Annotated in this window: 19 protein-coding genes; 6 read left to right on the plus strand and 13 right to left on the minus strand. The window is 69.4% G+C overall.

Going from position 1 to position 24,098, the window contains the following annotated elements; translation table 11 throughout:
* Positions 1 to 5: 5 nt before the first annotated feature.
* The 4 genes from AC07FV_RS18400 to AC07FV_RS18415 all read right to left on the minus strand — a co-directional run bounded on the left by AC07FV_RS18400 (position 6) and on the right by AC07FV_RS18415 (position 4,117).
* The gene (locus tag AC07FV_RS18400; protein WP_479088395.1) at positions 6 to 2,345 is read right to left on the minus strand and encodes a hypothetical protein; all 2,340 of its coding nucleotides are present in this window, start codon (positions 2,343 to 2,345) and stop codon (positions 6 to 8) included.
* 157 nt (positions 2,346 to 2,502) lie between these two features.
* A complete protein-coding gene (locus AC07FV_RS18405) occupies positions 2,503 to 2,925 on the minus strand; it encodes a DUF6113 family protein (RefSeq protein ID WP_383644930.1) in 423 nt (140 codons plus the stop codon).
* On the minus strand, positions 2,922 to 3,833 hold the full coding sequence (mshB, locus tag AC07FV_RS18410) for an N-acetyl-1-D-myo-inositol-2-amino-2-deoxy-alpha-D-glucopyranoside deacetylase (RefSeq protein ID WP_479088396.1): 912 nt from the start codon (positions 3,831 to 3,833) through the stop codon (positions 2,922 to 2,924). The genes AC07FV_RS18405 and mshB overlap by 4 nt, the downstream gene beginning before the upstream one ends.
* An 89-nt stretch (positions 3,834 to 3,922) precedes the next feature.
* Positions 3,923 to 4,117 carry a hypothetical protein gene (locus AC07FV_RS18415; RefSeq protein WP_383644924.1) on the minus strand — a complete coding sequence of 65 codons (195 nt, stop codon included), beginning with the start codon at positions 4,115 to 4,117 and terminating at the stop codon, positions 3,923 to 3,925.
* 186 nt (positions 4,118 to 4,303) lie between these two features.
* On the opposite strand from AC07FV_RS18415, the gene AC07FV_RS18420 reads away from it, so the two are divergent.
* Complete coding sequence (locus tag AC07FV_RS18420) at positions 4,304 to 6,418, plus strand: S9 family peptidase (protein WP_479088398.1); 2,115 nt, start codon at positions 4,304 to 4,306, stop codon at positions 6,416 to 6,418.
* A gap of 128 nt (positions 6,419 to 6,546) precedes the next feature.
* Here the strand turns inward: AC07FV_RS18420 and AC07FV_RS18425 are convergent, their stop codons facing one another.
* From AC07FV_RS18425 to AC07FV_RS18445, 5 genes are read right to left on the minus strand one after another with little or no spacing between them, the layout of a single operon-like run.
* Positions 6,547 to 7,629 (minus strand): ABC transporter ATP-binding protein, encoded by a 1,083-nt coding sequence (locus AC07FV_RS18425; RefSeq protein WP_479088400.1) that lies wholly within the window; start codon positions 7,627 to 7,629, stop codon positions 6,547 to 6,549.
* Complete coding sequence (locus tag AC07FV_RS18430) at positions 7,622 to 8,605, minus strand: ABC transporter ATP-binding protein (RefSeq protein WP_479088402.1); 984 nt, start codon at positions 8,603 to 8,605, stop codon at positions 7,622 to 7,624. The genes AC07FV_RS18425 and AC07FV_RS18430 overlap by 8 nt, the downstream gene beginning before the upstream one ends.
* Before the next feature lie 8 nt (positions 8,606 to 8,613).
* Positions 8,614 to 9,597 carry an ABC transporter permease gene (locus AC07FV_RS18435; RefSeq protein ID WP_479088403.1) on the minus strand — a complete coding sequence of 328 codons (984 nt, stop codon included), beginning with the start codon at positions 9,595 to 9,597 and terminating at the stop codon, positions 8,614 to 8,616.
* Positions 9,590 to 10,513 carry an ABC transporter permease gene (locus tag AC07FV_RS18440; protein ID WP_479088405.1) on the minus strand — a complete coding sequence of 308 codons (924 nt, stop codon included), beginning with the start codon at positions 10,511 to 10,513 and terminating at the stop codon, positions 9,590 to 9,592. The genes AC07FV_RS18435 and AC07FV_RS18440 overlap by 8 nt, the downstream gene beginning before the upstream one ends.
* A 9-nt stretch (positions 10,514 to 10,522) precedes the next feature.
* Positions 10,523 to 12,151, minus strand: coding sequence for a peptide ABC transporter substrate-binding protein (locus tag AC07FV_RS18445; RefSeq protein ID WP_479088407.1), 1,629 nt, complete (start codon positions 12,149 to 12,151; stop codon positions 10,523 to 10,525).
* 523 nt (positions 12,152 to 12,674) lie between these two features.
* On the opposite strand from AC07FV_RS18445, the gene AC07FV_RS18450 reads away from it, so the two are divergent.
* The 5 genes from AC07FV_RS18450 (at position 12,675) to AC07FV_RS18470 (ending at position 18,773) form a co-directional block, all read left to right on the plus strand.
* Positions 12,675 to 13,703, plus strand: a complete 1,029-nt coding sequence (locus AC07FV_RS18450; protein ID WP_479088409.1) for an ABC transporter permease — start codon at positions 12,675 to 12,677, stop codon at positions 13,701 to 13,703.
* A gap of 77 nt (positions 13,704 to 13,780) precedes the next feature.
* Positions 13,781 to 15,538, plus strand: coding sequence for an ABC transporter substrate-binding protein (locus AC07FV_RS18455; protein WP_479088410.1), 1,758 nt, complete (start codon positions 13,781 to 13,783; stop codon positions 15,536 to 15,538).
* A 102-nt stretch (positions 15,539 to 15,640) separates the two neighbouring features.
* Positions 15,641 to 16,621: an ABC transporter permease gene (locus AC07FV_RS18460; RefSeq protein ID WP_479088412.1), complete on the plus strand. Its 981-nt coding sequence runs from the start codon at positions 15,641 to 15,643 to the stop codon at positions 16,619 to 16,621.
* A gap of 47 nt (positions 16,622 to 16,668) precedes the next feature.
* Positions 16,669 to 17,706: an ABC transporter ATP-binding protein gene (locus AC07FV_RS18465; RefSeq protein WP_479088414.1), complete on the plus strand. Its 1,038-nt coding sequence runs from the start codon at positions 16,669 to 16,671 to the stop codon at positions 17,704 to 17,706.
* A 26-nt stretch (positions 17,707 to 17,732) separates the two neighbouring features.
* Positions 17,733 to 18,773 carry an ABC transporter ATP-binding protein gene (locus AC07FV_RS18470; protein ID WP_479088416.1) on the plus strand — a complete coding sequence of 347 codons (1,041 nt, stop codon included), beginning with the start codon at positions 17,733 to 17,735 and terminating at the stop codon, positions 18,771 to 18,773.
* Between the two features lie 142 nt (positions 18,774 to 18,915).
* On the opposite strand, the gene AC07FV_RS18475 is transcribed toward AC07FV_RS18470, so the two are convergent.
* The 4 genes from AC07FV_RS18475 to AC07FV_RS18490 all read right to left on the minus strand — a co-directional run bounded on the left by AC07FV_RS18475 (position 18,916) and on the right by AC07FV_RS18490 (position 24,015).
* Complete coding sequence (locus AC07FV_RS18475; protein WP_479088418.1) at positions 18,916 to 20,040, minus strand: ABC transporter ATP-binding protein; 1,125 nt, start codon at positions 20,038 to 20,040, stop codon at positions 18,916 to 18,918.
* A gap of 12 nt (positions 20,041 to 20,052) precedes the next feature.
* Positions 20,053 to 21,114 (minus strand): ABC transporter ATP-binding protein, encoded by a 1,062-nt coding sequence (locus AC07FV_RS18480; protein ID WP_479088420.1) that lies wholly within the window; start codon positions 21,112 to 21,114, stop codon positions 20,053 to 20,055.
* Positions 21,115 to 21,124: 10 nt separating this feature from the next.
* Positions 21,125 to 22,102, minus strand: coding sequence for an ABC transporter permease (locus tag AC07FV_RS18485; RefSeq protein WP_479088422.1), 978 nt, complete (start codon positions 22,100 to 22,102; stop codon positions 21,125 to 21,127).
* A gap of 104 nt (positions 22,103 to 22,206) precedes the next feature.
* Complete coding sequence (locus AC07FV_RS18490) at positions 22,207 to 24,015, minus strand: ABC transporter substrate-binding protein (protein ID WP_479088424.1); 1,809 nt, start codon at positions 24,013 to 24,015, stop codon at positions 22,207 to 22,209.
* Positions 24,016 to 24,098 lie beyond the last annotated feature (83 nt).

Genomic DNA, 24,098 nt, shown 5'->3' on the forward strand with positions numbered 1-24,098 from the left:
TCGCGTCAGGTCGGGTCGGTCTCGATGACCGCGACGCGGTCCGTCTTGCTCTTCAGGGCCGGGCGCATGGCGCTGATGACGTCCTCCGGGGTCACGGGGGTCTTCTTGCCGTTGCCCCGGGTGATCAGCACGCCGTCGTACGCGCCGCCGTACAGCTCCTTCAGCGCGGCCTTGTCGTACTTCTCGACCAGCTTGCCGTCGACCGGCTCGACGGCGAGGAACTTCCACAGGGAGTTCTGGGGGCTGAACTTGACCTCCACCCCGCCCGCCTCGACGGTGACGATGCCCGACATCGCCGGTTCGGCGAACTCCTTCAGCATCCGGTCGACCTCGGCGTTGGAGACCGTGGGCTGCCGGCTGGTGGTCGGCACGTTCACGGAGGTGGCGGTGCCCGTCTCCACCTGGGCGCGGTACGCCGCCGCGACGGCCTCGGTCGACTTGTCGACGTCGATGCCCTGTCCCGCCTTGCCGTACACCGGCACGGCCTTGCCGGACTCGAACTTGATCGTGCCCTCGGCCGCCGCCCCCGCACCACCGGCGGCGTCCTCCAGGGCCGCGTGCAGCTTCTCCTCGTCGACGGGCATGACCGGCTCCACGACCCGCTGCTGTCCGAAGAGCGAGCCGATCACGGAGACCGGGTTGTAGTCGCTCTTGGCCGCGGAGCTGGCCGTGGCCTGGGTGTCGATCTGCAGGCCCGCCTGGTCCGGCTTCAGGGAGACGGTCTCGCCGCCCACCGTGAGCTTGAGCGGCTTGCTCGCGCGGGCCGAGAGGACGTCGTCCAGCTTCTCGACGGCGTCGTCGCGGGTGCCGCCGCCGATGTCGACGCCGAGCACGCTGGTGCCCTTGGGTACGTCGGAGCGGTTCATGAGCAGGCCGGCGCCGTAGGTGACACCGGCGATCACGACCAGGCCGCCGACGAGCAGCGGAAGCTTACCGCGCCCCTTCTTCCTGGCCGGCTTACTGGCCCCGGCGGGGGGCGTGGAGACCGGCTCGGGGAGCTTCGGCGGGGTGTGCGACAGCGGTCCGTCGGCGGGCGCGGCGGACTGGAACGGGGTACTCCGGTCGGCCGGCACGACGGGGATACCGCTGGTGACGGTGTTGCCGGAGACGTTGTCCGGGTTGCCGTAGCCGGGGGGAACCGGCTTCTGCGGGGTGAGGATCGCGGTGTCGTCGCTCAGCCCGCCGCCCGGGGCGCGCCGGGTGGCGTCGGGGCCGACAGCGGCGGCACCGGGGCTCTGGGGCATGCCCGGGCCAGCCGGTCCTGCGGGGCCGCCCGGTCCTGCGGGGCCGCCCGGTCCGCGCAGGCCGTCGGAGCCGCGCATTCCGTCGGGCGCGGGCCCGGTCTGCCCCTGGGGGGCGCCGGTGCCCGTGGGCCTGCCCGGGAGGCCGAGGTCGGCGACCGGGGGCGGCGGCGTCAGCGGGCTGGCGCCGGTGACCGGGCCGCCGGTCGGGCCCGCGGGGTTACCGCCGTAGGGCGACTGCCCGTTCGGGCCGTGCTGCTCGCCGCGGGGCGCGGCGGCCTGGTGGCCCTGGCCGTTCCCCGAGAAGTACGGCAGGTCGTCGCGGCGCGGTCCGCCGTCGGCACCCGGGCCGGTGCCCGTGCCGTTGCTGTTGCCGTTGCCGTTGCCGTTGCCGTTGCCCAGCGGGCCCGCCGCCAGGGCCTCCGTCACGTCGAAGGAGCCCGTGCCGCCGCCGTGGCCGGGCGCCACCGGACCGCCGGTGGCTCCGGACATCCCGGCGCCGTTGGTGGACCCGGACCGGGAGCCGCCCGGCACGTTCATGGAGCCGACGACGCCACCGGGACGGCCGCTCCCGCCGCCCGGGCGTGCGGCGGCACCGGCACCGGTGCCGGGAGCACCGGCCCCGGGAGCGGTCGGCGCCGGGGTCGAACCGCCGGGCTGGGCCGCGCCGTTGGCCGCGCCTCCACCCTGCGGGCCCTTGCCCGGGCCGGACTTGCGCGGCGCGAACCAGTCGCTGGCCGGCTTGTCGTCGGCCGGGCCGGAGTGCTGCGCGGGTTCGGCGGGAGTCTCGCCGGCGCTCTCGGGGACGGCGGGGCCCGGCTCGGACCGCTCGGCCGTCTCCGCGTCGGCGGTGTCGCCCTCGGCGTCCGCGACGGGCTTGCGCATGACGACCGGCGGGATGGGCCGTGATCCGGGGATGTTGATCCGGATGCGGGTCGTCAGCGTCGTCTCGGTCTTGCGCTCCTCCGGCCGCGAGGCCGAACGGCCCGCGTCCGCACCGGCATCGGGAGCCGTGGGTGTCCCGTAGGGCGGGGTGCCCGACGGGTATGCGGCTCCGCCGCGCCCGTGGGGCCCGGAGGACGAACTGTCAGTTTCACGACTCAAGGCAGGTTCTCCCGGTTGGCTCCGCCGCCCGTCACCCCTTCAGAGCGGGCGGCCCGGCGGCGCGCACCACCATACTGGCCACTTCCCGCGTGTATCCCGGGACCGCCGGGGAAACCCACACGGGACTCCCACGCCGACGTCTTGGCGAAGCAGTACGTCACTTGCGAAGTCGGTCGGCGCCGCCGTCCGGTTGCCGCACCGGCGCGAGGGTGGCGCACATCACAGCGACGGCGATACCACCGAGCAGGAAGAGATAGGAGCCGCTTCCCGCGGCGAAGAGGAAGTCGCCCTCCGGGCGGCTGGTGGTGAGCAGGACCACGGCGAGGGCCCAGCCCGCGGCGGGCGCGACGGCCCCGCCCCGGCGCCCCACGGCCCGGCCCGCGCCGAGGCAGAGGCCCGCCTCCGCGGCCAGCGCGAGCAGCAGCCCGCCCGGGAACCACGCGGGCTGGAGCAGTGCCCCGGCCACCCCGACCACGGCACCGAGCAGGAAGAGGCCCAGGTACAGGGCGGCCCGGCCGAGGGACGGCGCCCGCAGCGGCTGGGCCAGGGCGGAGGCCGACGGCTCGTTCCGCCCGCTCACCACGCCGCTCCGATCCCGGTCCCGTTGCCCGTACCGGTCCCGGTCCCGAGTCCGAGCCCGGCGAACAGGTCCTCCTCGCGGGCGCCCGCGTCGCCGGCCCGCTCGCCCCGCACCAGTTCGTAGTACTCGGTGGTGAAGAGCGGCTGGGCCAGTTCGTTGGAGAGGACGAAGTACGGTTCGGCCACGGTGATCTGCGTGGCGTGGGCGCGCATGGCGGCGGCCTTGGCGGCGCGGGCGGGGGCGTCGCCGCGGATCTCGGTGGTGATCACCTCGTCCGGTACGACACCCGGGACGTCCTCGACCCCGGCCGCCTCGTCGAACGGCAGCCCGGGCAGCTCGTCGCGGAGGCGGGCGAAGGCGTCCTCGGCGACGGTGCGCGGCACGCGGTTCCAGTAGACCTTGGCGACCGGGCAGCCGGCCTCCTCCGCCAGCTCGACGGCGCGCATGGCGATGCGGTGGGCCTGGATGTGGTCGGGGTGGCCGTAGCCGCCGTCGGGGTCGTAGGTGACGAGGACCTGGGGGCGCACCTCGCGGATCACGTCGACGAGGAGCGCTGCGGCCCGGTCGACGTCCGCCTGCCACAGGCAGCCGGGGTCCTCGTTGTCGGGCAGGCCCAGCATCCCCGAGTCGGCGAAGCGCCCCGGCCCGCCCAGCAGCCGGACGTCGTCCACGCCGAGCGCGCGCATCGCGGCCGCCAGCTCCTCGCGGCGGTGCCCGCCGAGCGCGGGCCCGGTCAGGTGCGCCAGCTCGGGCGGGATGACCTCGCCGCGCTCGCCGAGGGTGCAGGTCACCAGGGTCACGTGGGCGCCCTCGGCCGCGTACCTGGCCATGGTGACGCCGTTGTTGATCGACTCGTCGTCCGGGTGCGCGTGCACCAGCAGCAGACGCCGGGCGGGCTGTTCCGTCATGGGACCACCCTATGAGGCCGCGCGCCCGTCCTCCTCACGCGGGAGACCGTCCGGGCGCGGGCCGGCGTGCGGCCGGGTGCACGGCCGGGTCAGAAGTCGATGCTCCCGATCATCCCTGCGATGTTCGTCGTCAGCTCACTGATCGTGGGCGCGACGGTCGACGAGGCCAGGTAGAAGCCGAGGAGCATGCACACGACCGCGTGCCCCGCCTTCAGTCCTGACTTCTTGACCAGCAGGAAGACGATGATCGCCAGCAGCACAACCGCCGAAATCGAGAGTGCCACGGCGGCTCACCTCCAATGGGCCCAGGGACACGGGGGGTCGGACGCAGTCAGAGCTCGGAGCAGATAAATCCACGCAGCAGGCAACTGGTTGGTACCCACTATGCGCTAGTGATCATAACTATCCGTGCGCGCGCATCTCTCGGCGCACAGCCGCACAAGGGGGCGCATGGCCAATATGGTCAGGGCATGACGACCGAGTCCGATTCCTTCCCCAAACGGCACGCCCGCACCCAGCGGTTCACGCTCGGCGCGCCGCGTTCGTTCACCGTGGCACCCGACGGTTCACGGGTCGCCTTCCTGCGCTCCGGTTCCGGTGCGGACCGGGCCAACGCGCTGTGGGTCCTCGACGTCGAGGAGGGCGGGGAGCGCGTCGCGGCCGACCCCCGCGCCCTGCTCGGCGGCGCCGAGGAGCACCTGTCGCCCGAGGAGCGGGCCCGGCGCGAGCGCAGCCGCGAGGGCGGCGCCGGCATCGTCGGCTATGCCACCGACTCGACCGTCGAGCTGGCCGCTTTCGCCCTGTCGGGGCGGCTCTTCGCGGCCGAACTGCGGGCCGGGACGGCACGCGAACTGCCCGCCCCGGGGCCGGTGATCGACCCGCGCCCCTCCCCCGACGGACGGCACGTCGCCTACGTCGCCCAGGGCGCCCTGCGCGTGGTGGGGGCCGAGGGGGACGGGGACCGGGCACTGGCCGAGGCCGACGCGGAGGGCGTCACCTACGGGCTGGCCGAGTTCATCGCCGCCGAGGAGATGGCGCGCAGCCGGGGCTTCTGGTGGGGTCCGGAGTCGGACCGGCTGCTGGTGGCGCGCGTGGACGACACGCCGGTCAGCCGCTGGTGGATCTCCGACCCGGCCCACCCCGAGCGTGATCCACACCACGTGCCGTACCCGGCGGCGGGCACCGCCAACGCGGACGTACGGCTGTTCCTGATCGGGCTGGACGGGGGGCGCACGGAGGTCCTCTGGGACCGGGCGCGGTATCCGTATCTGGCGCGAGTGCACTGGTCAGCGGCGGGTGCGCCGCTCCTCCTCGTCCAGGCGCGCGACCAGCGCAGCCAGTTGTTCCTGGCCGTGGACACCGAGTCCGGCACGACCCGGATGGTGCACGCCGACGAAGATCCAGTTTGGCTGGAACTCTTCCCCGGGGTGCCCTGCTGGAGCCCTTCCGGACAGCTCGTACGGATCACCGACGAGGGTGGTGCGCGGGTGCTGGCGGTGGGGGAACGACCGCTCACCGGAGCGCAGTTGCACCTGCGGGCCGTACTGGACGTCTCGGGCGACGACGTGCTGGTCTCCGCGTCCGCCGGTGCGGAGGCGGCCGATCCGGAAATCGGTGAAGTGCATGTGTACCGGGTCAACGAACTCGGCGTGGAGCGCGTCTCGCAGGAGGCCGGCGTGCACTCGGCGGTGCGCGCCGGGGGCGTGACCGTTCTCGTCTCCGCGACGCTCGACCGGCCCGGCGCCCGGGCTCAGGTACTGCGGGACGGGAAGCCGGTCTCGACCGTGGCCTCCTATGCCGAAGACCCCGGTTTGTCCCCGCGCGTGACGCTCACCCAGGGGGGCGCACGCCGTGTCCCGTGCGCCGTGCTTATGCCAAGGGACTACCACGGTGACACCCCCCTCCCCGTCCTCCTCGACCCGTACGGTGGCCCCCACGGCCAGCGCGTGGTCGCCGCCCACAACGCCCACCTCACCTCGCAGTGGTTCGCCGACCAGGGGTTCGCGGTGATCGTCGCCGACGGGCGGGGCACTCCGGGACGGTCCCCCGCCTGGGAGAAGGCCATCAAGGACGACGTGGCCGCCGTCGTGCTCCAGGACCAGGTGGACGCGCTGCACGCCCTCGCCGCCGACTTCCCGCTCGACCTGAACCGTGTCGCCGTCCGCGGCTGGTCCTTCGGCGGGTACCTGGCGGCGCTGGCGGCCCTGCGCCGGCCGGACGTCTTCCACGCCGCGGTCGTGGGCGCCCCGGTCACCGACCTGCGCCTGTACGACACGCACTACCAGGAGCGGTACGTCGGCCATCCCGACGAGCAGCCGGAGGTCTACCGCCGCAACTCGGTGATCGACGACGCGGGCCTGGTGGACGCGGCAGAGCCGCACCGCCCGATGATGGTCATCCACGGGCTGGTGGACGACAACGTGGTCGTCGCCCACTCCCTGCGCCTGTCCTCGGCCCTGCTCGCCGCCGGCCGCCCCCACGAGGTGCTCCCCCTGTCCGGCGTCACCCACATGACCCCGCAGGAGTCGGTCGCCGAGAACCTGCTGCTGCTCCAGGTGGACTTCCTCAAGCGGTCGCTCGGCTGACGTCACGCGTTCGCGCCGGCCGCTTTAACACGCGGGCAACTCAACCGAAGCGGTACCGATATACGGACGCGTGACGCTGTTCAGCGTGCGGCCGTGCGGGTGCCGTGAGCGGGCCGGGGAGTGCCATGTCACCCCGGCCCGCTGCCGTGCCCGCCCTTCCGTCCGCCGTCGCCGTCGGCGTCCGTCTCCGGCGGCACCACCTGCTTCTCCTCCGCGAAGTGGCACGCCGAGTCATGGGCCGCGGGGCCGGTGGCGTGCCGGAACTCCGCGGGCACCGCGAGCGCCGGCACCTCCAGGGCGCACCGCTCCCGCGCCTTCCAGCAGCGGGTGCGGAAGCGGCATCCGGAGGGGATGGCGGTGGGCGAGGGGACGTCACCGGTCAGGATGATCCGCTCGCGGTGCTCCCGGGCCCGAGGGTCGGGCACCGGCACGGCGGACAGCAGGGCCTGGGTGTACGGGTGGGTGGGGTGGTCGTAGATCTCGGCGTCCCGGCCGGTCTCCACGATGCGGCCGAGGTACATCACGCCGACCCGGTCCGAGATGTGCCGGACGATCGACAGGTCGTGGGCGATGAAGATGTAGGACAGGTCGAACTCGTCCTGGAGCCGGCCCATCAGGTTGATGACCTGCGCCTGCACCGAGACGTCCAGGGCCGAGACCGGTTCGTCCGCGACGATGATCTCCGGGCGCAGGGCGAGTCCGCGGGCGATACCGATGCGCTGGCGCTGGCCGCCGGAGAACTGGTGGGGGTAGCGGTTGATGTACTCGGGGTTCAGGCCGACCACGTCGAGCAGGTGCTGGACCCGCTGTCGCCGGTCGCCCTTCGGGGCGACCTCCGGATGGATGTCGTACGCCTCCCCGATGATGTCGCCCACCGTCATCCGGGGGTTGAGGGAGGTGTAGGGGTCCTGGAAGACCATCTGGATGTTGCGGCGCACGGCCTTCAGCGCACGGCCCGAGAGGCGGGTGATGTCCTCGCCCTTGTAGCGGATCTCGCCGGCCGTCGGCCGCTCCAGGTTGACCAGCATCTTGGCGACCGTCGACTTGCCGCAGCCGGACTCGCCGACGATGCCGAGGGTCTCGCCGCGGTCGAGGTGGAAGTCGACGCCGTCGACCGCCTTGACGGCCCCGACCTGCTTCCTGAAGAGGATGCCGGTGGTGAGCGGGTAGTGCTTGACGAGGCCCCGGACCTCCAGGATCGGCTCAGCCATGCAGGCACTCCCTCCAGAAGTGGCAGGCGCTGCCCCGCTCCGACTCCGACTCCGTCACCTCGTACAGCGGCGGTACGTCGGTGCGGCAGACGTCCTGGGCCATCGGGCAGCGGGGGTGGAAGGCGCAGCCGGGCGGGATGCGGGTGAGGTTGGGCGGCAGGCCCTTGATGGCGTACAGCTCCTGGCCCTTCTGGTCCAGGCGCGGGATGGAGTCCAGCAGGCCGCGGGTGTACGGGTGGGCCGGTGCCTTGTAGATGTCGTGCACCGGTGCCGTCTCCACGATCCGGCCCGCGTACATCACGGCGATCTTGTCGGCGACGTCCGCGACCACGCCCAGGTCGTGGGTGATGAGGATCAGGCCCATGTGCAGCTCGCGCTGGAGTTCCGCGAGGAGTTCCATGACCTGGGCCTGGACGGTGACGTCGAGGGCGGTGGTGGGCTCGTCGGCGATGATCAGCTTCGGCTCCAGGGCCATCGCCATGGCGATCATGATGCGCTGGCGCATGCCGCCGGAGAACTGGTGCGGGTACTGCCGCACCCGCTCCTTCGCGGCCGGGATGCGCACGCGGTCCATCAGTTCGACGGCCTTGGCGCGGGCGTCCTTGCGGGACATGCCCCGGTGCACGGTGAACATCTCGCCGAGCTGGTCACCGACGGTCAGGACCGGGTTCAGCGACGACAGCGCGTCCTGGAAGATCATCGCCATCTCGGCGCCGCGGATCCTGCGGCGCTCATCCTCCTTGAGCTTCAGCAGGTCCCGGCCCTCGAAGAGGATCTCGCCCCCGGTGATCCGGCCCGGCGGCACGTCGAGGATGCCCATGACCGTCTGTGCGGTGACCGACTTGCCGGAGCCGGACTCGCCGAGGACGGCGAGGGTCTCGCCCGCGTCCACGCCGTAGCTGACGCCGTTGACGGCCTTGGCGACGCCGTCCCTGGTGCGGAACTCCACGTGCAGGTCGCGCACTTCGAGCAGCATGCGGCGGCTCACCTCAGCTTCGGGTCGAGGGCGTCGCGCACCGCGTCGCCGAGCATGATGAACGCCAGGACGGTGATCGCCAGCGCGCCCGAGGGCCACAGCAGGGCGTGCGGGGCGTTGCGGACGTAGGGGGCGGCGGCGGAGATGTCGATGCCCCAGGAGACGCTGGGCGGCTTGAGGCCGACGCCGAGGAAGGACAGCGTCGCCTCCAGGGAGATGTAGGTGCCGAGCGCGATCGTGGCGACGACGATGACGGGGGCGACGGCGTTGGGCGCGATGTGCCGCAGCAGGAGCCGGGAGTTGGAGGCGCCCAGCGCGCGGGCGGCCTGGACGTAGTCGTTCTGCTTGGCGGTGATGACCGAGCCGCGGGCAATGCGGGAGATCTGCGGCCAGCCGAGCAGCACGATGAAGCCGATGACCGGCCAGACGGTGTTGCTGGTGATGACGGAGAGCAGGACCAGCCCGCCGAGGACGACCGGGATGGCGAAGAACACGTCGGTGATCCGGGACAGGATCGAGTCCCCCACGCCGCCGAAGAAACCGGCGAGCCCGCCGAGCACGCTGCCGAGGACGGCGACGCCGAGCGTGGCGAGGACGCCGACCGCCACCGAGGTGCGGGCGCCGTAGACGGTGCGGGTGTAGACGTCGCAGCCCTGGCCGTTGAAGCCGAAGGGGTGGCCGGCCTGCGACCCCTCCTGGGCCTTGGCGAGGTCGCACTTGAGGGGGCTGCCGGACGCGATCAGCGAGGGCCAGATCGAGATGACGACCAGGAAGAGGATCACCAGCGCCGAGATGATGAAGACGGGGTTGCGGCGCAGGTCGTGCCAGGCGTCGGACCAGAGGCTGCGGGGCTTGTCCTCGGGGCGCGCTCCGTCGGGGCCGGGCGGCTGCTCCAGCGTGATCGCCTCGCTCGCGCCCAGGTCCATCGTGCCGCCCATGCCGGTGCCTGCGACGGCGCGCTCGGGCTCGTAGGGCTGCTGCTGGTCAGGCATAGCGGATCCTCGGGTCGAGTACGGCGTACAGGAGGTCGACGAGGAGGTTGGCGACGAGGAAGACGAGGACCAGGACGGTGACGAAGCCGACGACGGTCTGGGTGTTCTGCCGGAGGATGCCCTGGTAGAGCTGGTAGCCGACGCCGTGGATGTTGAAGATCCGCTCGGTGACGATGGCGCCGCCCATCAGGGCGCCGATGTCGGTGCCGATGAAGGTGACGACCGGGATGAGGGAGTTGCGCAGCAGGTGCCGGGTGATGACCCGGTGCCGGGGCAGGCCCTTGGCGACGGCGGTGCGGACGTAGTCGGAGCGCCGGTTCTCCGCGATGGAGGTCCGGGTCAGGCGGGTGACGTAGGCCAGGGAGACCGAGGCGAGGACCAGGCCGGGGACGATCAGCTCGCCGAAGGCCGCCTCGGAGGAGACGGCCGGGTCGATCCAGCCCCATTTGACGCCGAGGAGCAGCTGGAGCAGCAGGCCGGTGACGAAGGTCGGGACGGAGATCACGACCAGGGTGAGCAGCAGGACCCCGGTGTCGACCGGGCGGCCGCGGCGCAGGCCGGTGACGACGCCGAGGACGATGCCGACGACGATCTCGAAGAGGATCGCCACGATCGTCAGGCGGATGGTGACGGGGAAGGCCGTGCCCATCAGCTCGGTGACCGGCTGACCGTTGAAGGCGGTGCCGAAGTCCCCGGTGAAGACGTTGCCCATGTAGGTCAGGTACTGCTGCCACACGGGCTTGTCGAGGCCGAACTCCTTCCGCAGCTGCGCGGCGGTCGCCGGGTCGCACTCCCGGTCGCCACAGAGTCCCGCGATGGGGTCGCCCATCACGTTGACCATCAGGAAGATCAGCAGCGTGGCCCCGATGAAGACCGGGATCATCTGGAGCAGCCGCCGGACGACGTAGCGTCCCATGGCGCCCCCTCAGCCGACCTTGATCTCGTTGTAGACCGGGACGCTGAACGGGTTGAGCTCCACGTCGGACAGCCGGTCGGAGTAGCCGGCGCTGCCGTTCTGGTACCAGAGCGGGATGGCGCCCATCTCGTCCCGCAGGACCTCCTCGGCCTGCTGGAAGATGCCGACGGCCTTGGCGGTGTCGGCCTCGGCGTTGGCCTTGTCGACGAGGTCGTCGAACTCCTTGTCGGACCACTTGCCGTCGTTGGAGGAGGCGTTGGTGTAGTACAGCGGCTGGAGGAAGTTCTGGATGAGGGGGTAGTCCATCTGCCAGCCGGCCCGGAAGGGGCCGCTCATCTTGCGGTCGGTGATCTGGTTGCGGAAGTCGGCGAAGGTGCCGACGGGGTTCCCGACGCAGGCGCGGTCGTTCTCCAGGGCGTTGTTGATGGAGTTGCACACCGCGTCGACCCACTGGCCGTGGGAGCCGGTGTCCGCGTTGTAGGTGATCTTCACCTGGCCGCCGGGCAGTCCGCCGCCGTCCTTGACCAGCTTCCTGGCCTCCTCCGGGTTGTACTCGCAGGCCTCACCGCACAGGCCCTCCTTGAAGCCGCCGTCCTCACCGAGCACGGGTGAGGTCCAGTCGGTGGCCGGGGTGCGGGTCTGCTGGAAGATCGTGTCGGTGATCTGCTTGCGGTCGATCGCCATGGAGAGGCCCTTGCGGACCTTCTCGGAGCCCGGCTTGTTCCAGGCCTCGTCGTAGAACGGGAAGGCGAGGGTCTGGATGATGCCGGCCGGGGTGTTGATGTACCGGTCGCCGAGGTCGTTCTCGACGTTCTTGAGCTGGGCGGCCGGGACGTCGTCGACCAGGTCGAGGTTGCCCGCCATCAGGTCGGTGTAGGCGGTGTTGTTGTCGGTGTAGACCTTCAGGTCGACGCCGCCGTTCTGCGCCTTGTCGTCACCGGGGTACTGGTCCCACTTCCTGAGGGACATCTGGGAGCCGCGGGTGTAGTTGTCGACCTGGTAGGGGCCGTTGCCGACCGGCTTCTTCAGCCAGGCGTCGTGGTCGTCGAAGAACGCGCGGGGCAGGGGGGCGAAGGCCGGGTAGCCGAGGGTGTCGGGGAACGTCGAGAACTTCTGGCTGAGCTTGACGGTGAAGGTGCGGGGCCCGGTGACCTTCAGCCCGGACAGGGTGTCGGCGCTCTGCTCGCCGCCGTCCTCGGGGTGGGCCTTGTCGTAGCCGTCGATGTAGCTGAAGAAGTAGGCGTTGCGCTGGTTGTTCTTCAGGCTCGCGCCGTAGTTCCAGGCGTCCACGAAGGACTGGGCGGTCACCTTCTCGCCGTTGCTGAAGGTCCAGCCGTCCTTGACGGTGACGGTGAAGTTCTGCGAGTCGGAGGTCTCGATCTTCTCGGCGAGCATGTCCTGGGCCTCGCCGGTCTTCGGGTCGTACTTCTTCAGCCCCCGGAAGATCATGTCGAGGACCTTGCCGCCCTGCACCTCGTTGGTGTTGGCCGGCTCCAGCGGGTTCTGCGGGTCGCCCCACGAGGAGCTGAGCACCGCGCCGGTGTCCCCGCCGCTGTCGCCACCGCCTCCGCAGGCCGTCGCCGCGAGGGCTGCCGCCGCAGCGCATGCGGCCCATCTGGCGTGCCTGGCTCCGCGCATGGAGTGCCTCCTCGTGCCCTGACTCGTCCGGCTCGTTCGGCTGGATCGCTGACTCGTCCTCTGGTCCATTACCGGTCAGCATCAGGGCAAAGGGTGCACATCGCACACGCATACCTCCCTTTGGAGGAACCCCACAGCACACCGTCACCGACCGGCGGTCCGTCGGGGGGCAGCGCTTCTACCCGGCGCAAAGGATCTTGAACACGGGGCGCAACAGATCTTCACCATCCGATGCGGAACCGTTGGATTCAGAACCCTCGGTGTACACATTTCGACGATCTAGCGTCCGCATAACGAACACCTTGACCGATTAGTCCAGTTGGCCCGATGTAGGGCACGAATCGATCACAGCACGCTACACGCGTAGCTATGGTTCGCTCAAGCAACAGTAAAGAAGGTAAAGACAGAGCCAAGCCGTTCCGGATTTTATTGACCTTGAACGAATTGCGTTGAAAAAGTCCGGCGTAGCCCGTAGGGGGACGCCCTGCGGAGTCATCAGACCCTCCCTTGGGCCAGGAGCACCATGACCCCCCCAACTCCATCAGCGGCTGCCCCGCTCGCGGTGACCGACGACAGCGTCGTCACGTCGCCCACGCCCACCACTCCTCAGGGCAGCGAGGGCCGCTCCCCGGGCCGGCTGGCCTGGAAGCGCTTCAAGCGTGACCGTGCGGGTGTCGCCTCCGCGGCCATCGTGATCTTCTTCTTCGTGATCGCGCTCGCCGCGCCGCTCATAGCCAAGCTGTACGGCAAGGACCCGTACACCACGTACGCGAGCCAGCGCCCCGAACTGCTCGACGCCTTCTCGTACCCGGCCGGCCCCAACGGCGGAATGAGCTCGGAGTTCTGGTTCGGCGTCGAGCCGCAGCTCGGCCGGGACGTCTTCACCTTCCTGCTCTACGGCATCCGGACCTCGCTGGGCATCGCGGTGGCCGCCACGCTGGTCACCGCCTTCCTCGGCATCGTGATCGGCATCACGGCGGGCTACCTCGGCGGCAAGACGGACTACCTCGTCGGCCGGGTCATCGACATCCTGCTGTCGTTCCCGTCCACGCTGTTCTTCATCGCCTTCATGCCGGTCGTCTACGGCCTGTTCGTCGCCCCCGACGAGAACATCCCGACCTGGCTGCGGGCCGTCTCCCTGATCCTCGTGCTCTCCGGCTTCGGCTGGGCCTCCCTCGCCCGTCTGCTGCGCGGCCAGGTCCTGGGCCTGCGCGAGCGGGAGTTCGTCGAGGCCGCCAAGGTCACGGGCGCCTCGCCGCGGCGCATCGTCTTCAAGGAGCTGCTGCCCAACCTGTGGACACCGATCATCATCCAGTCCACGCTCATGCTCCCGGCCTTCGTGACCGCCGAAGCGGGTCTGGCCTTCCTCGGCGTCGGCATGATCGACCCGACCCCGGACTGGGGCGTCATGATCCAGCGCGGTGCCCAGTTCTACACCGAGGACATCACCTTCATGCTCTTCCCGGGCCTGTCGATGGTGATCTTCGTCCTCGCCTTCAACCTGCTCGGCGACTCGGTGCGCGACGCGCTCGACCCGAAGTCCAAGCGCTGACCCGTTCCTCCCCGGTCCGTACACAGGAGTCCGGCCGGCCCACTCCGTCCCGTATGCCCACCCTTGGTAGGTTCACCATGGCTTTCTCCCGTAGAAACTTCCTCATAGCGACCGGTGTCGTCGCGGCCTCCTCCTCGGTCCTGACCGCCTGCGGCGGTGACAAGGGCGGCTCGTCCAAGGACAGCGGCCTCAAGGTCAGCGGCAGCAAGACGATGGACATCCCGGTCGGCACGAAGGCCGACTCCACCGGTCCCGCCCCCGAGGTCAAGGGCGCGGTGAAGGGCGGGACGATCTACTCGCTCGACCAGTTCGACATGGACCACATGGACCCGGCGCAGATCTATGTCTCGACCGAGGGCGCCATCACCGTCCCGATCATGCGCGGACTGACCGGCTACAAGATCGACGACAAGGGCGCCACCACCCTGGTCGGCGACGCCGCCACCGACGCCGGCACGGTGAAGGACGGCGGGAAGACCTGGTCCTTCACCATCAAGGAGGGCCTCAAGTGGGAGGACGGCTCCGAGGTCTCGATGGACGACGTCCGTCACACCTTCGAGCGCCTCTTCGCCTCCTTCCTCACCGAGGGCCCGCACTACGTCCAGTCGTGGCTGGAGGGCGGCGACAAGTACAAGGGCCCCTACGAGGGCAAGCACCTCGACTCGATCGAGATCGACGGCCGCACCATCACCTTCCGCCTCAGCGAAGCACGCGGCGACTTCAACTACACGCTCGGCATGCGCGGTTACTCCCTGGTGCCCAAGAAGCACGACACCAAGGAGAAGTACGACAAGCGTCCGTTCTCCTGCGGCCCGTACAAGATCGAGAGCCGCAGCGCCGGCAAGTCCCTGACCTACGTGCGCAACGAGCACTGGGACCCGAAGACGGACCCGATCCGCAACGCGTACCCGGACAAGTTCCACTTCCAGTTCGGCTTCGAACTGCTGGCCTCCACCGACCGCTACCTCGCGGACCGGGGCAACGACCAGTACACGATGTCGATCTTCAACGAGGTCGCGCCCGAGCGGGTCGCCCAGGTACTCACCGACGCCGAGCTGAAGAAGCGCGTGCTCACCCAGGTCGACACGGTCACCTACTACTGGCCGATCAACACCACCCGCATCACCGACGTCAAGGTGCGTCAGGCCATCAACTGGGCCTGGCCGCACCAGCAGCTGCAGACGATCAAGGGCGGTGCCTCCGGCAGCGAGATCGCCACCACGATCCTCAGCCCGGTGACCCCCGGCTACGCCAAGTTCGACCAGTACGGCACCACCAAGAAGCCCGGCGGTGACCCCGCCAAGGCCAAGGCACTGCTGAAGGAGGCCGGCAAGGTCGGCCAGAAGCTGGTGATCGCCTACCAGCAGTCGGACAACTCGGTGAAGCAGGCCGTCGCGATCAAGAACGCCCTGGAAGAGGCCGGCTTCAAGGTCGTCAACAAGCAGATCGACAAGTCGACCTTCTACACCCAGATCGGCAAGCTCGACAACGGCTACGACCTGTTCGCCGCCGGCTGGAGCCCGGACTGGCCGAACGGCTACTCGGTCTTCTACCCCTGCTGGCACGGCGATTCCGTCCGTGAAGGCGGCAACAACTACGCCCAGCTGAACGACACGGGCGTCAACAAGGCGATCGACGCCGCCTCCAAGATCGCGGACCCCGAGGAGGCCAAGAAGGCCTGGGGCGCCATCGACCGTCAGATCATGGAACTGGCGCCGGTCGTGCCGGACTACCACAAGATCCGCAACTGGATGCACGGATCCAAGGTCGGCAACGTCGTGTACGACGCCGGCAACACCTGCATCGCGCTCTGCAAGCTCTACGCGAAGAAGTAGGCACGCGCGCCCCGGGGCGGCCACCACCCGCGTGGCCGCCCCGACGGCCCACCCCCCTCACACCTCCCCGGCGACGGCGCCCCGTCCGGAAAGTCACGCCCCATGCTCCGCTTCCTAGTCCGCCGAGTCTCCGGTGCGATGGTCATCCTGTTGATCATCAGCGCCGTCACCTTCTGGCTCTTCTACGCCATCCCGCGTGACCCCGCCATGATGTCCTGCGGCAAGAACTGCACGCCGGAGAACCTGGAGCAGATTCGGAAGAACCTGGGCATCGACGAGTCGATCCTGATGCAGTACTGGCACTGGCTCTCCGGCATCTTCGCCGGCCGGGACTACGCCGGATACGGCTACTGCGACGCGCCGTGCCTCGGCTACTCGTTCGCCAACAACGAGCCCGTCTTCGGCACGATCATGGACCGGCTGCCGACGACCCTCTCGCTCGCCTTCGGCGCGTCCGTCGTCTTCCTGATCGTCGGCGTCGGCGCGGGCATGCTCGCGGCGCTCAAGCAGGGCAAGTTCCTGGACAAGTTCGCCAGCTCGGTGTCCCTGCTCGGATCCTCGCTCCAGATCTACTTCGTCGGCTACATCGCGATGTTCTTCCTGGTGTCGGAGCTGGGCATCCTCAGCCAGCCGTCGTACACGCCGATCACCGAGAACCCGGCCGCCTGGATGTCCGGTCTGCTGCTGCCGTGGCTGGTGCTGGCGATCATCTTCACCGCGAACTACACCCGCATGACGCGGTCCCAGATGGTGGAGCAGCTGAGCGAGGACTACGTGCGCACGGCGCGGGCCAAGGGCCTGTCCAAGCGCAACGTCTTCTTCCGCTTCGCCTGGCGCGGCGCGATGGGCCCGATCGTCACCCTCTTCGGCATCGACCTCGGTGTGCTGATCGGCGGCGCCATCATCACCGAGACGACCTTCAGCCTCCAGGGCATCGGCCGGCTCGCCATCCAGTCCGTCAACCAGAGCGACCTGCCCATGCTGCTCGGCGTCACCGTCCTGGCGGCCGGCGCGATCGTCCTCTTCAACATCGTCGTCGACGCGGTCTACGCCCTCATCGACCCGCGGATCCGGCTCGCCTGACCTCCGCCCTCCCTACCCCCCTCTGCATCACCTCCTGGAGCGTCCCCGTGACGAGCACCGAACAGCAGCCCTTCCTCTCCGTCAGGGACCTGAAGGTCCACTTCTCCACCGAGGACGGCATCGTCAAGGCCGTCGACGGGCTCTCCTTCGACGTCGCCAAGGGCAAGACGCTCGGCATCGTCGGCGAGTCGGGCTCGGGCAAGTCGGTCACCAACCTGACGATCCTGGGCCTGCACGACCGGGACCGCACCGCGATCGACGGCGAGATCGTCCTCGACGGCAAGGACCTGCTCACCGCCACCGAACGCCAGCTGGAGCGGCTGCGCGGCAACAAGATGGCGATGATCTTCCAGGACGCGCTGGCCTCGCTGTCGCCGTACCACACCGTCGGCAAGCAGATCGGCGAGACCTACCGCAAGCACACCGGCGCCTCCAAGGCGGAGGCTCGGCAGCGGGCGATCGAAATGCTGCGCCGGGTGGGCATCCCGCAGCCGGAGGTCCGGGTGGACGACTACCCGCACCAGTTCTCCGGCGGTATGCGCCAGCGCGCGATGATCGCCATGGCGCTGGTCTGCGACCCCGAGCTGCTCATCGCGGACGAGCCGACCACGGCGCTGGACGTGACGGTCCAGGCGCAGATCATGGACCTGCTCAAGGACCTCCAGCAGGAGTTCGGCACGGCCATCGTCTTCATCACCCACGACCTCGGTGTCATCGCCGACATCGCGGACGACGTGCTGGTGATGTACGGCGGCCGGTGCGTGGAGCGCGGAACGAAGCAGGAGGTGCTGCGCGACCCGCAGCACCCGTACACGCTGGGCCTGATGAGTTCCATGCCGAGCCTGGACGGGCCGGTGGACGTGCCGCTGGAGCCGATCCCCGGTTCGCCGCCCTCGCTGCTCAACCCGCCGACCGGCTGCCGGTTCCACCCGCGGTGCGCCTTCGTGGAGAAGGTCCCCGGCGGGCTGTGCTCCTCGGAGCAGCCCCTGCTCCAGGTGGAGAAGGGCCGGGGGTCCGCCTGCCACCTGGCCCCGGAACAGCGCCGGGAGCTGTTCGCCGACTTCGCCGGTTCCCGGCACAACTGACGTACAAGAGACAGGACTTCACCATCATGAGCAACGCGGAAACGCTCCTGGACGTCAGCGGTCTGACCAAGCACTTCCCGATCAAGGGCGGCTTCCCGATCCCGCGCACGGTCGGTGCGGTCCGGGCGGTGGACGGCCTGGACTTCACGGTCCGCGAGGGGGAGAGCCTGGGCCTGGTCGGGGAGTCCGGCTGCGGCAAGTCGACCACGGGCCGGCTGATCACCCGCCTGCTGGAGCCCACGGGCGGCAAGGTCACCTACCGGGGCCAGGACATCACCCACGCGGGGCGACGGGCGCTCGCGCCGATCCGGTCCGAGATCCAGATGATCTTCCAGGACCCCTACGCGTCCCTCAACCCCCGCCAGACGGTCGGCAAGATCATCTCGGGTCCGATGGAGATCAACGACATCAACCCGGCCGGCGGCCGCGAGAAGCGCGTGCGCGAGCTGCTGGAGATCGTGGGCCTCAACCCCGAGCACTTCAACCGCTTCCCGCACGAGTTCTCCGGCGGCCAGCGCCAGCGCATCGGGGTCGCCCGCGCGCTGGCCCTGGAACCGAAGCTGATAGTGGCCGACGAGCCGGTCTCCGCGCTCGACGTCTCCATCCAGGCCCAGGTGGTGAACCTGCTCCAGAAGGTGCAGAGGGAACTGGGCATCGCCTTCGTCTTCATCGCCCACGACCTGGCCGTGGTCCGGCACTTCTCGCAGCGTGTCGCGGTCATGTACCTCGGCAAGATCATGGAGATCGCCGACCGGGACGACCTGTACGACAACCCGCGCCACCCCTACACGCGCGCCCTGCTCTCCGCCGTGCCCGAGGCGACCGTGGAGGACACCCCCCGCGAGCGCATCCGGCTGGTGGGCGACGTGCCCTCGCCGATCAACCCGCCCTCGGGCTGCCGCTTCCGCACCCGGTGCTGGAAGGCGACGGAGAAGTGCGCGTCGGAGGCGCCGCCGCTGGTGCAGGTGGAGGGGAACAAGCCCGGACACCTGACCGCGTGCCACTACCCCGAGACGGATGACGTACCCTCGCCCCGTCTCACCAAGAAGCCCCGGGCGGCCGCCTGACAACACCCCTTTCTGTCGGCACCGCCCGCGGAACGGACCTCCTCGGCCCATTGACCCGAGCCCGGAACGTCCGCTCCAGGGAAACCGAGGGCCCGCGCCTCCCCAGGCGCGGGCCCTCGGTCCGTTCACGGTGCCGGGCGGATCAGGCGGACCGGCCCTTGTCGGTCTCCTCCAGCGCGGCCAGCGCCGGGTCCAGGACGATGTCCTCCTCGCGGGCCGCGATCGTCGGCTCCTCCGGGAAGTGACAGGCCGTCAGGTGACCGTCGCGGTTGCCGTCGATGCGGACCAGCGGAGGCACCTCGCTCGCGCACTTGTCCTGCGCCTTCCAGCAGCGGGTGCGGAAGCGGCAGCCGGAGGGGGGCATGATCGGCGAGGGCACGTCGCCGGCGAGGCGGATGCGCTCACGGCTCTCGGGCTCGTCGACCATCGACACCTCGGGCACCGCCGAGAGCAGGGCGTGGGTGTAGGGGTGCCGCGGCCTGCTGTAGATGGAGTCCCGGTCGCCGACCTCGACCACCTTGCCGAGGTACATGACGGCGACGCGCTTGGAGAAGTGCCGGACGACGGCCAGGTCGTGGGCGATGAACAGGAAGGCGATGCCCATCTCCTGCTGCACCTTCTGGAGCAGGTTCACCACCTGGGCCTGGATGGAGACGTCGAGCGCGGAGACCGGCTCGTCCGCGACGATGAGCTTGGGGTTGAGCGCCAGGGCGCGGGCCACGCCGATGCGCTGGCGCTGACCACCGGAGAACTCGTGCGGGAAGCGGTTGAAGTGCTCCGGGTTGAGGCCGACCAGTTCGAGCAGCTCGCGCACCTTCTTGTCCCGGCCGCCCGCCGGGTTGATCCCGTTGACCTCCATCGGCGACTTGATGATCGTGCCGACGGTCTGCCGGGGGTTGAGCGAGGAGTACGGGTCCTGGAAGATCATCTGGATCTCGGAGCGGACGGGCGCCAGCTGCCTGCGGGAGGCGTGGGTGATGTCGTGGCCCGCGTACTCGATCTTCCCGCCGGTCGGTTCCAGGAGTCGGGTGATGAGCCGGCCCGTGGTGGACTTGCCGCAGCCCGACTCTCCCACCAGGCCGACGCTCTCACCGACGCCGACGGTGAGGTCGACGTCGTCCACTGCCTGGACGGCACCGACCTTCCGTTTGATCGGGAACCCACCGTAGATGGGGAAGTGCTTGGTTAGACCCTCGACCTTCAGCAGCGTCTCGGGAGACGCGGTGGCGGAGCCCTGCTGTGCGGGGAGGGTGAGTTCGTCGCTCATGTCTCGGTCTCCCTAGCGCAGCCGGGGCTGGATCTTGTCGATGAAGAAGGTCTGTTGCTGTTCCGCCGTCAGGTGGCAGGCCGCCGCGCGTCCCTCGCCGAGGGGCGGACGTTCGGTGCTGCACCGGTCGCCCGGCACCTCGCCCGTGAAGGCGCACCGCGGGTGGAAGGGGCACCCGGACGGGGGGTTCAGCAGGCTGGGCGGACTGCCGGGGATCGGCGTGAGCGCCTGGTCGATGCTGCCGCCGAGCCTCGGCATCGAGCTGAGCAGGCCCCAGGTGTACGGATGGCGTGGTCGGCGCAGCACCTCGGCGGTGCTTCCGCGCTCCACGGCCCGGCCCGCGTACATCACCAGCAGGTCGTCGGCCATGTCGGAGATGACACCGAGGTCGTGGGTGATGAAGACGATCGCCGAGCCGAACTCCTGCTGGAGGTCCTTGAGCAGGTCCAGGATCTGCGCCTGGACGGTCACGTCCAGCGCCGTCGTGGGCTCGTCGGCGATCAGCAGGTCGGGGTCGCAGACGAGCGCCATGGCGATCATCGCGCGCTGGCGCATACCGCCGGAGAACTGGTGCGGGTAGTCGTCGACCCGGGACTGGGGCTGGGGGATGCCGACCTTGGTCAGCATCTCGATCGCCCGTGCCCGCGCCTCCTTCTTGGACGCGCCGGTGTGCTTCATGAAGGGTTCCGCGATCTGCCGGCCCACCGTGTAGTACGGCGACAGCGCCGTCAGCGGGTCCTGGAAGATCATGGCGACCTTGTTGCCGCGGAGCTTCTCCATCTCCTTCTCGGTCGCCGTGACGAGTTCCTTCCCGTCGAGGACGATCTCGCCCTCCACGGTGGTGTTCTTGCGGTTGTGCAGGCCCAGGACGGTCAGGTTGGTGACGGACTTGCCGGAACCCGACTCTCCCACGATGCCGAGGGTCCGGCCGCGCTCGACGTCGAAGGACAGGCCGTCGACCGCCTTGACGATGCCGTCCTCGGTGGAGAACCGCACCCGGAGGTCGCGGACCGAGAGGAAGGACTCCGGCCCGGTCGGGGCCGGCTCGCCTTCGGTCTTGGTCAGAGTGCTCACGGTGATTCTCCTAGCTGAGCCGCACGCGCGGGTCGATGTAGGCGTAGGCGAGGTCCACGAGGATGTTCAGGAGCAGGATGAAGAAGGCTCCGAACAGCATCACGCCCATCGTCACCGGCAGGTCCTTGGTCAGCGAGGAGTCCACCGCGAGACGGCCGATGCCGGCGAGGTCGAACGTGAACTCCGTGACCACCGCACCGGACAGCAGCGCGCTGAGGTCCATGCCGAGGATCGTGACGATCGGGATGAGGGAACCGCGCCACGCGTAGCGGAAGAAGACGTACCGCTGCCTCATGCCCTTGGCGCGGGCGGTGCGGACGTGCTCCTCCTGGAGCTGCTCGATCATGGTCGAGCGGGACATACGGGTGTACTGGGCGGTGAAGATGGTGGCCATCACCAGCCAGGGGATCAGCAGGCCGACCGCCCAGGCGAAGGGGTTGTCGGTGAACTCGTGGTAGCTCGGGTTGTCCATGAAGCCGGACTGGTACACGAGAACGCCGAGCACGATCGGGCCGAGGAAGTAGATCTGGAACGAGCTCAGGACGATCGAGGCACCGCTGACCAGCTTGTCCGCGACCGTGCCGCGCTTCCAGGCGGCCAGCAGGCCCGACCCCAGACCCAGGACCAGGAAGATGACCAGGCCACCCACCGTCAGGGAGAGCGTCAGCGGGAACCGGTCCATGATCGAGTCCCAGACGAAGTTGCCGGTGTCGAAGGACATGCCCAGGCAGGGCGCGGAGCAGTGCCCCTCGGCGAAGTCACGACCGGTCACGATGCCCGTCATGAACTCCCAGAACTGGGCGGTGATCGGCTTGTCGAGGCCGAGGTTCTCGCGGATCACCGCGATGTTCTCGGGGGAGCAGTTCTTGCCGCACGACAGCTCGGCGAAGTCCTGGGGGATCGTATAGAACAGGAAGAAGGTGAAGGCGCCGATCAAGAACATGATCACAACAGCGCCGATCAACCTGCGAACGAGGAACTGAAGCATGGCAGGTGGATGCTCTCTTCGGAACGCGGCGGCAGGGAAGGGTTGCCGTCCGCGGGGGTGCGCTCCGCCTGGCGCGCACCCCCGCGGTCAGCCGGGCTGGAGGGCTACGGCTGCTTCAGGAACAGGTCGTTGATGTCGATGTAGCTCGACTCGTTGCTGTACTTGGCGCCGCCGATGTTCGATCCGAAGAGCTGGATCTGCTTCGAGTAGTAGACCGGTGCGGCCGGGTTGATCTCCTCCACGATGCGGTGGTGGGCCTGCTCCCAGGTCTTGGCGGCCGCCTCCGGCTCCTGCGTCAGGGCCTTCTTGATCAGCTCGTTGACCTGCGGGTCGTTGATGTGCGAGTAGTTGGACCCGCCGTCGGCGACGAGTTCACCGTCGTAGACCGGCGTGATGACCGTGGAGGCGGACGGCCAGTCCTGGCCCCAGCCGGTCATGTAGAGGTCGTACGGGTTCTTCAGCTTGCCGACCTGCTCGTAGAAGCTGGCCCGGTCGATCTCCTTGGCCTGGACGTCGAAGCCGATCTTCGCCAGGGCGTCCTTGATGATGACCATCTGGGCCTGGCCGCGCGGGGTGTTGGAGTAGGCGTAGGTGAGCTTCGTGCCCTCCTTGACACCCGCCTCCTTCAGCAGCTTCTTGGCCATCTCCGGGTCGCCGTTCGGCTTCTTGAGCTTGCCGAACGGGTCGTACTTCGGGTCGAAGTTCGGCAGGGTCGGGGCGAGCAGACCGCCGGCGACCTCGCCGCCGTAGCGACCGCCGTCCGCCTGGACCATGGACTGGTTCGGGATCGCGTAGGTGATCGCGTCGCGGACCTTCTTGTCCTTGATGCGGTCGAGGTTGAAGGTCAGCTGCCACACGTAGGGCTGGTAGCCCTGGATGGTCCGCTTCTTCGCCGCCGCGTCGCCGATGACGGCCGACATCTGGGCCGGGTCGACCGAGTCCGTGAACTGGATGGCGTTCTTGGCGTCGCCCTGGTCGGCCTTCAGACGCTTGGTCTGGCTGGCCTGGTCGATGGTGCTGGTGAAGTTGTACCCGTCGACGTACTGGTGGCGCACCGAGTCCGTCTTCGGGTCCCACTGGGTGTTCTTGACCAGCTTCATGGACTTGCCGGGCTTGTACTCGGAGATCTTGTAGGGGCCGAGGGCCGCCGGGGCGTCGTCGTACTTCTCCTTCGTGTCCCGCTTCTCGGGAACGATGGCGTATCCGGCCATGGCGAGGGCCTGCGGGAGGTCCTGGCGCGGCTGGGAGAAGTGGAAGACGACCGTCTTGTCGTCCGGCGTCTCCAGCACCGTGTCCGGCAGGTGCTTGCCCTTGTACGGTCCGTCCGGCAGCGCCTTGCGGTAGTCGTTGCCGGAGAGCCAGGACTGGACGAAGGTCGGACCGTCGAAGATGACCTTGGAGTACAGGCGCTCGATGGTGTGGCGGACGTCCTTCGAGGTGATCGGGTTGCCCTGGTCGTCCTTGACGCCGTCCTTGAGCTTGAACGTCCAGGTCTTGCCGCCGTCGGAGGACTGGCCGGAGTCGGTGGCGATGTCACCGACGACGGTGAGGTTGCCCTCCGCGTCCTCCTGGAAGTTGGTCAGGCCGCGGTGGATCAGGTTGGCGAACTGGCCGGCGTCGCTGACGTAGATCTGCCCCGGGTCCATGTGGGTCAGGTCCGACTGCATGTACACGTTGATGACGCCGCCGGGCTTCGCGCCGGCGACCTCCTCGGCCGGGCCGTTCGACGCCGCGGCGTCACCGTAGGCCACCGGGTCCTGCTGCTGGGCGGCGTCCTTCTGGTCCTTGGCGTCACTCTTGCCTTTGCTGCCGCCGTCGCTGTCGGAGCAGCCGGTCAGCACCAGGGCGCCGGCCACCATGGCCACGGCTATGGCTCGCGTGGTGCGCGTGGTGCGGTTTCTGATGGGCTTCATGATGCCGATCCACCTGCCTGTCGAGAGTTGTCCACGAGTGCTGCCTGACGGTCCGGAAGCCCGGCACGGGGGCGGCAGCTCCC

It is taken from the genome of Streptomyces sp. NPDC045956 (genome assembly GCF_056430705.1).

Bases quoted from the DNA above. Each gene is read 5' to 3' on its own strand.
- AC07FV_RS18430 (WP_479088402.1), bottom strand. From the start codon at position 8,605: ATGCTGCTCGAAGTGCGCGACCTGCACGTGGAGTTCCGCACCAGGGAC.
- AC07FV_RS18490 (WP_479088424.1), bottom strand. From the start codon at position 24,015: ATGAAGCCCATCAGAAACCGCACCACGCGCACCACGCGAGCCATAGCC.
- AC07FV_RS18485 (WP_479088422.1), bottom strand. From the start codon at position 22,102: ATGCTTCAGTTCCTCGTTCGCAGGTTGATCGGCGCTGTTGTGATCATG.
- AC07FV_RS18450 (WP_479088409.1), top strand. From the start codon at position 12,675: ATGACCCCCCCAACTCCATCAGCGGCTGCCCCGCTCGCGGTGACCGAC.
- AC07FV_RS18470 (WP_479088416.1), top strand. From the start codon at position 17,733: ATGAGCAACGCGGAAACGCTCCTGGACGTCAGCGGTCTGACCAAGCAC.
- AC07FV_RS18425 (WP_479088400.1), bottom strand. From the start codon at position 7,629: ATGGCTGAGCCGATCCTGGAGGTCCGGGGCCTCGTCAAGCACTACCCG.
- mshB (WP_479088396.1), bottom strand. From the start codon at position 3,833: ATGACGGAACAGCCCGCCCGGCGTCTGCTGCTGGTGCACGCGCACCCG.
- AC07FV_RS18460 (WP_479088412.1), top strand. From the start codon at position 15,641: ATGCTCCGCTTCCTAGTCCGCCGAGTCTCCGGTGCGATGGTCATCCTG.
- AC07FV_RS18435 (WP_479088403.1), bottom strand. From the start codon at position 9,597: ATGCCTGACCAGCAGCAGCCCTACGAGCCCGAGCGCGCCGTCGCAGGC.
- AC07FV_RS18440 (WP_479088405.1), bottom strand. From the start codon at position 10,513: ATGGGACGCTACGTCGTCCGGCGGCTGCTCCAGATGATCCCGGTCTTC.
- AC07FV_RS18420 (WP_479088398.1), top strand. From the start codon at position 4,304: ATGACGACCGAGTCCGATTCCTTCCCCAAACGGCACGCCCGCACCCAG.
- AC07FV_RS18455 (WP_479088410.1), top strand. From the start codon at position 13,781: ATGGCTTTCTCCCGTAGAAACTTCCTCATAGCGACCGGTGTCGTCGCG.
- AC07FV_RS18445 (WP_479088407.1), bottom strand. From the start codon at position 12,151: ATGCGCGGAGCCAGGCACGCCAGATGGGCCGCATGCGCTGCGGCGGCA.
- AC07FV_RS18475 (WP_479088418.1), bottom strand. From the start codon at position 20,040: ATGAGCGACGAACTCACCCTCCCCGCACAGCAGGGCTCCGCCACCGCG.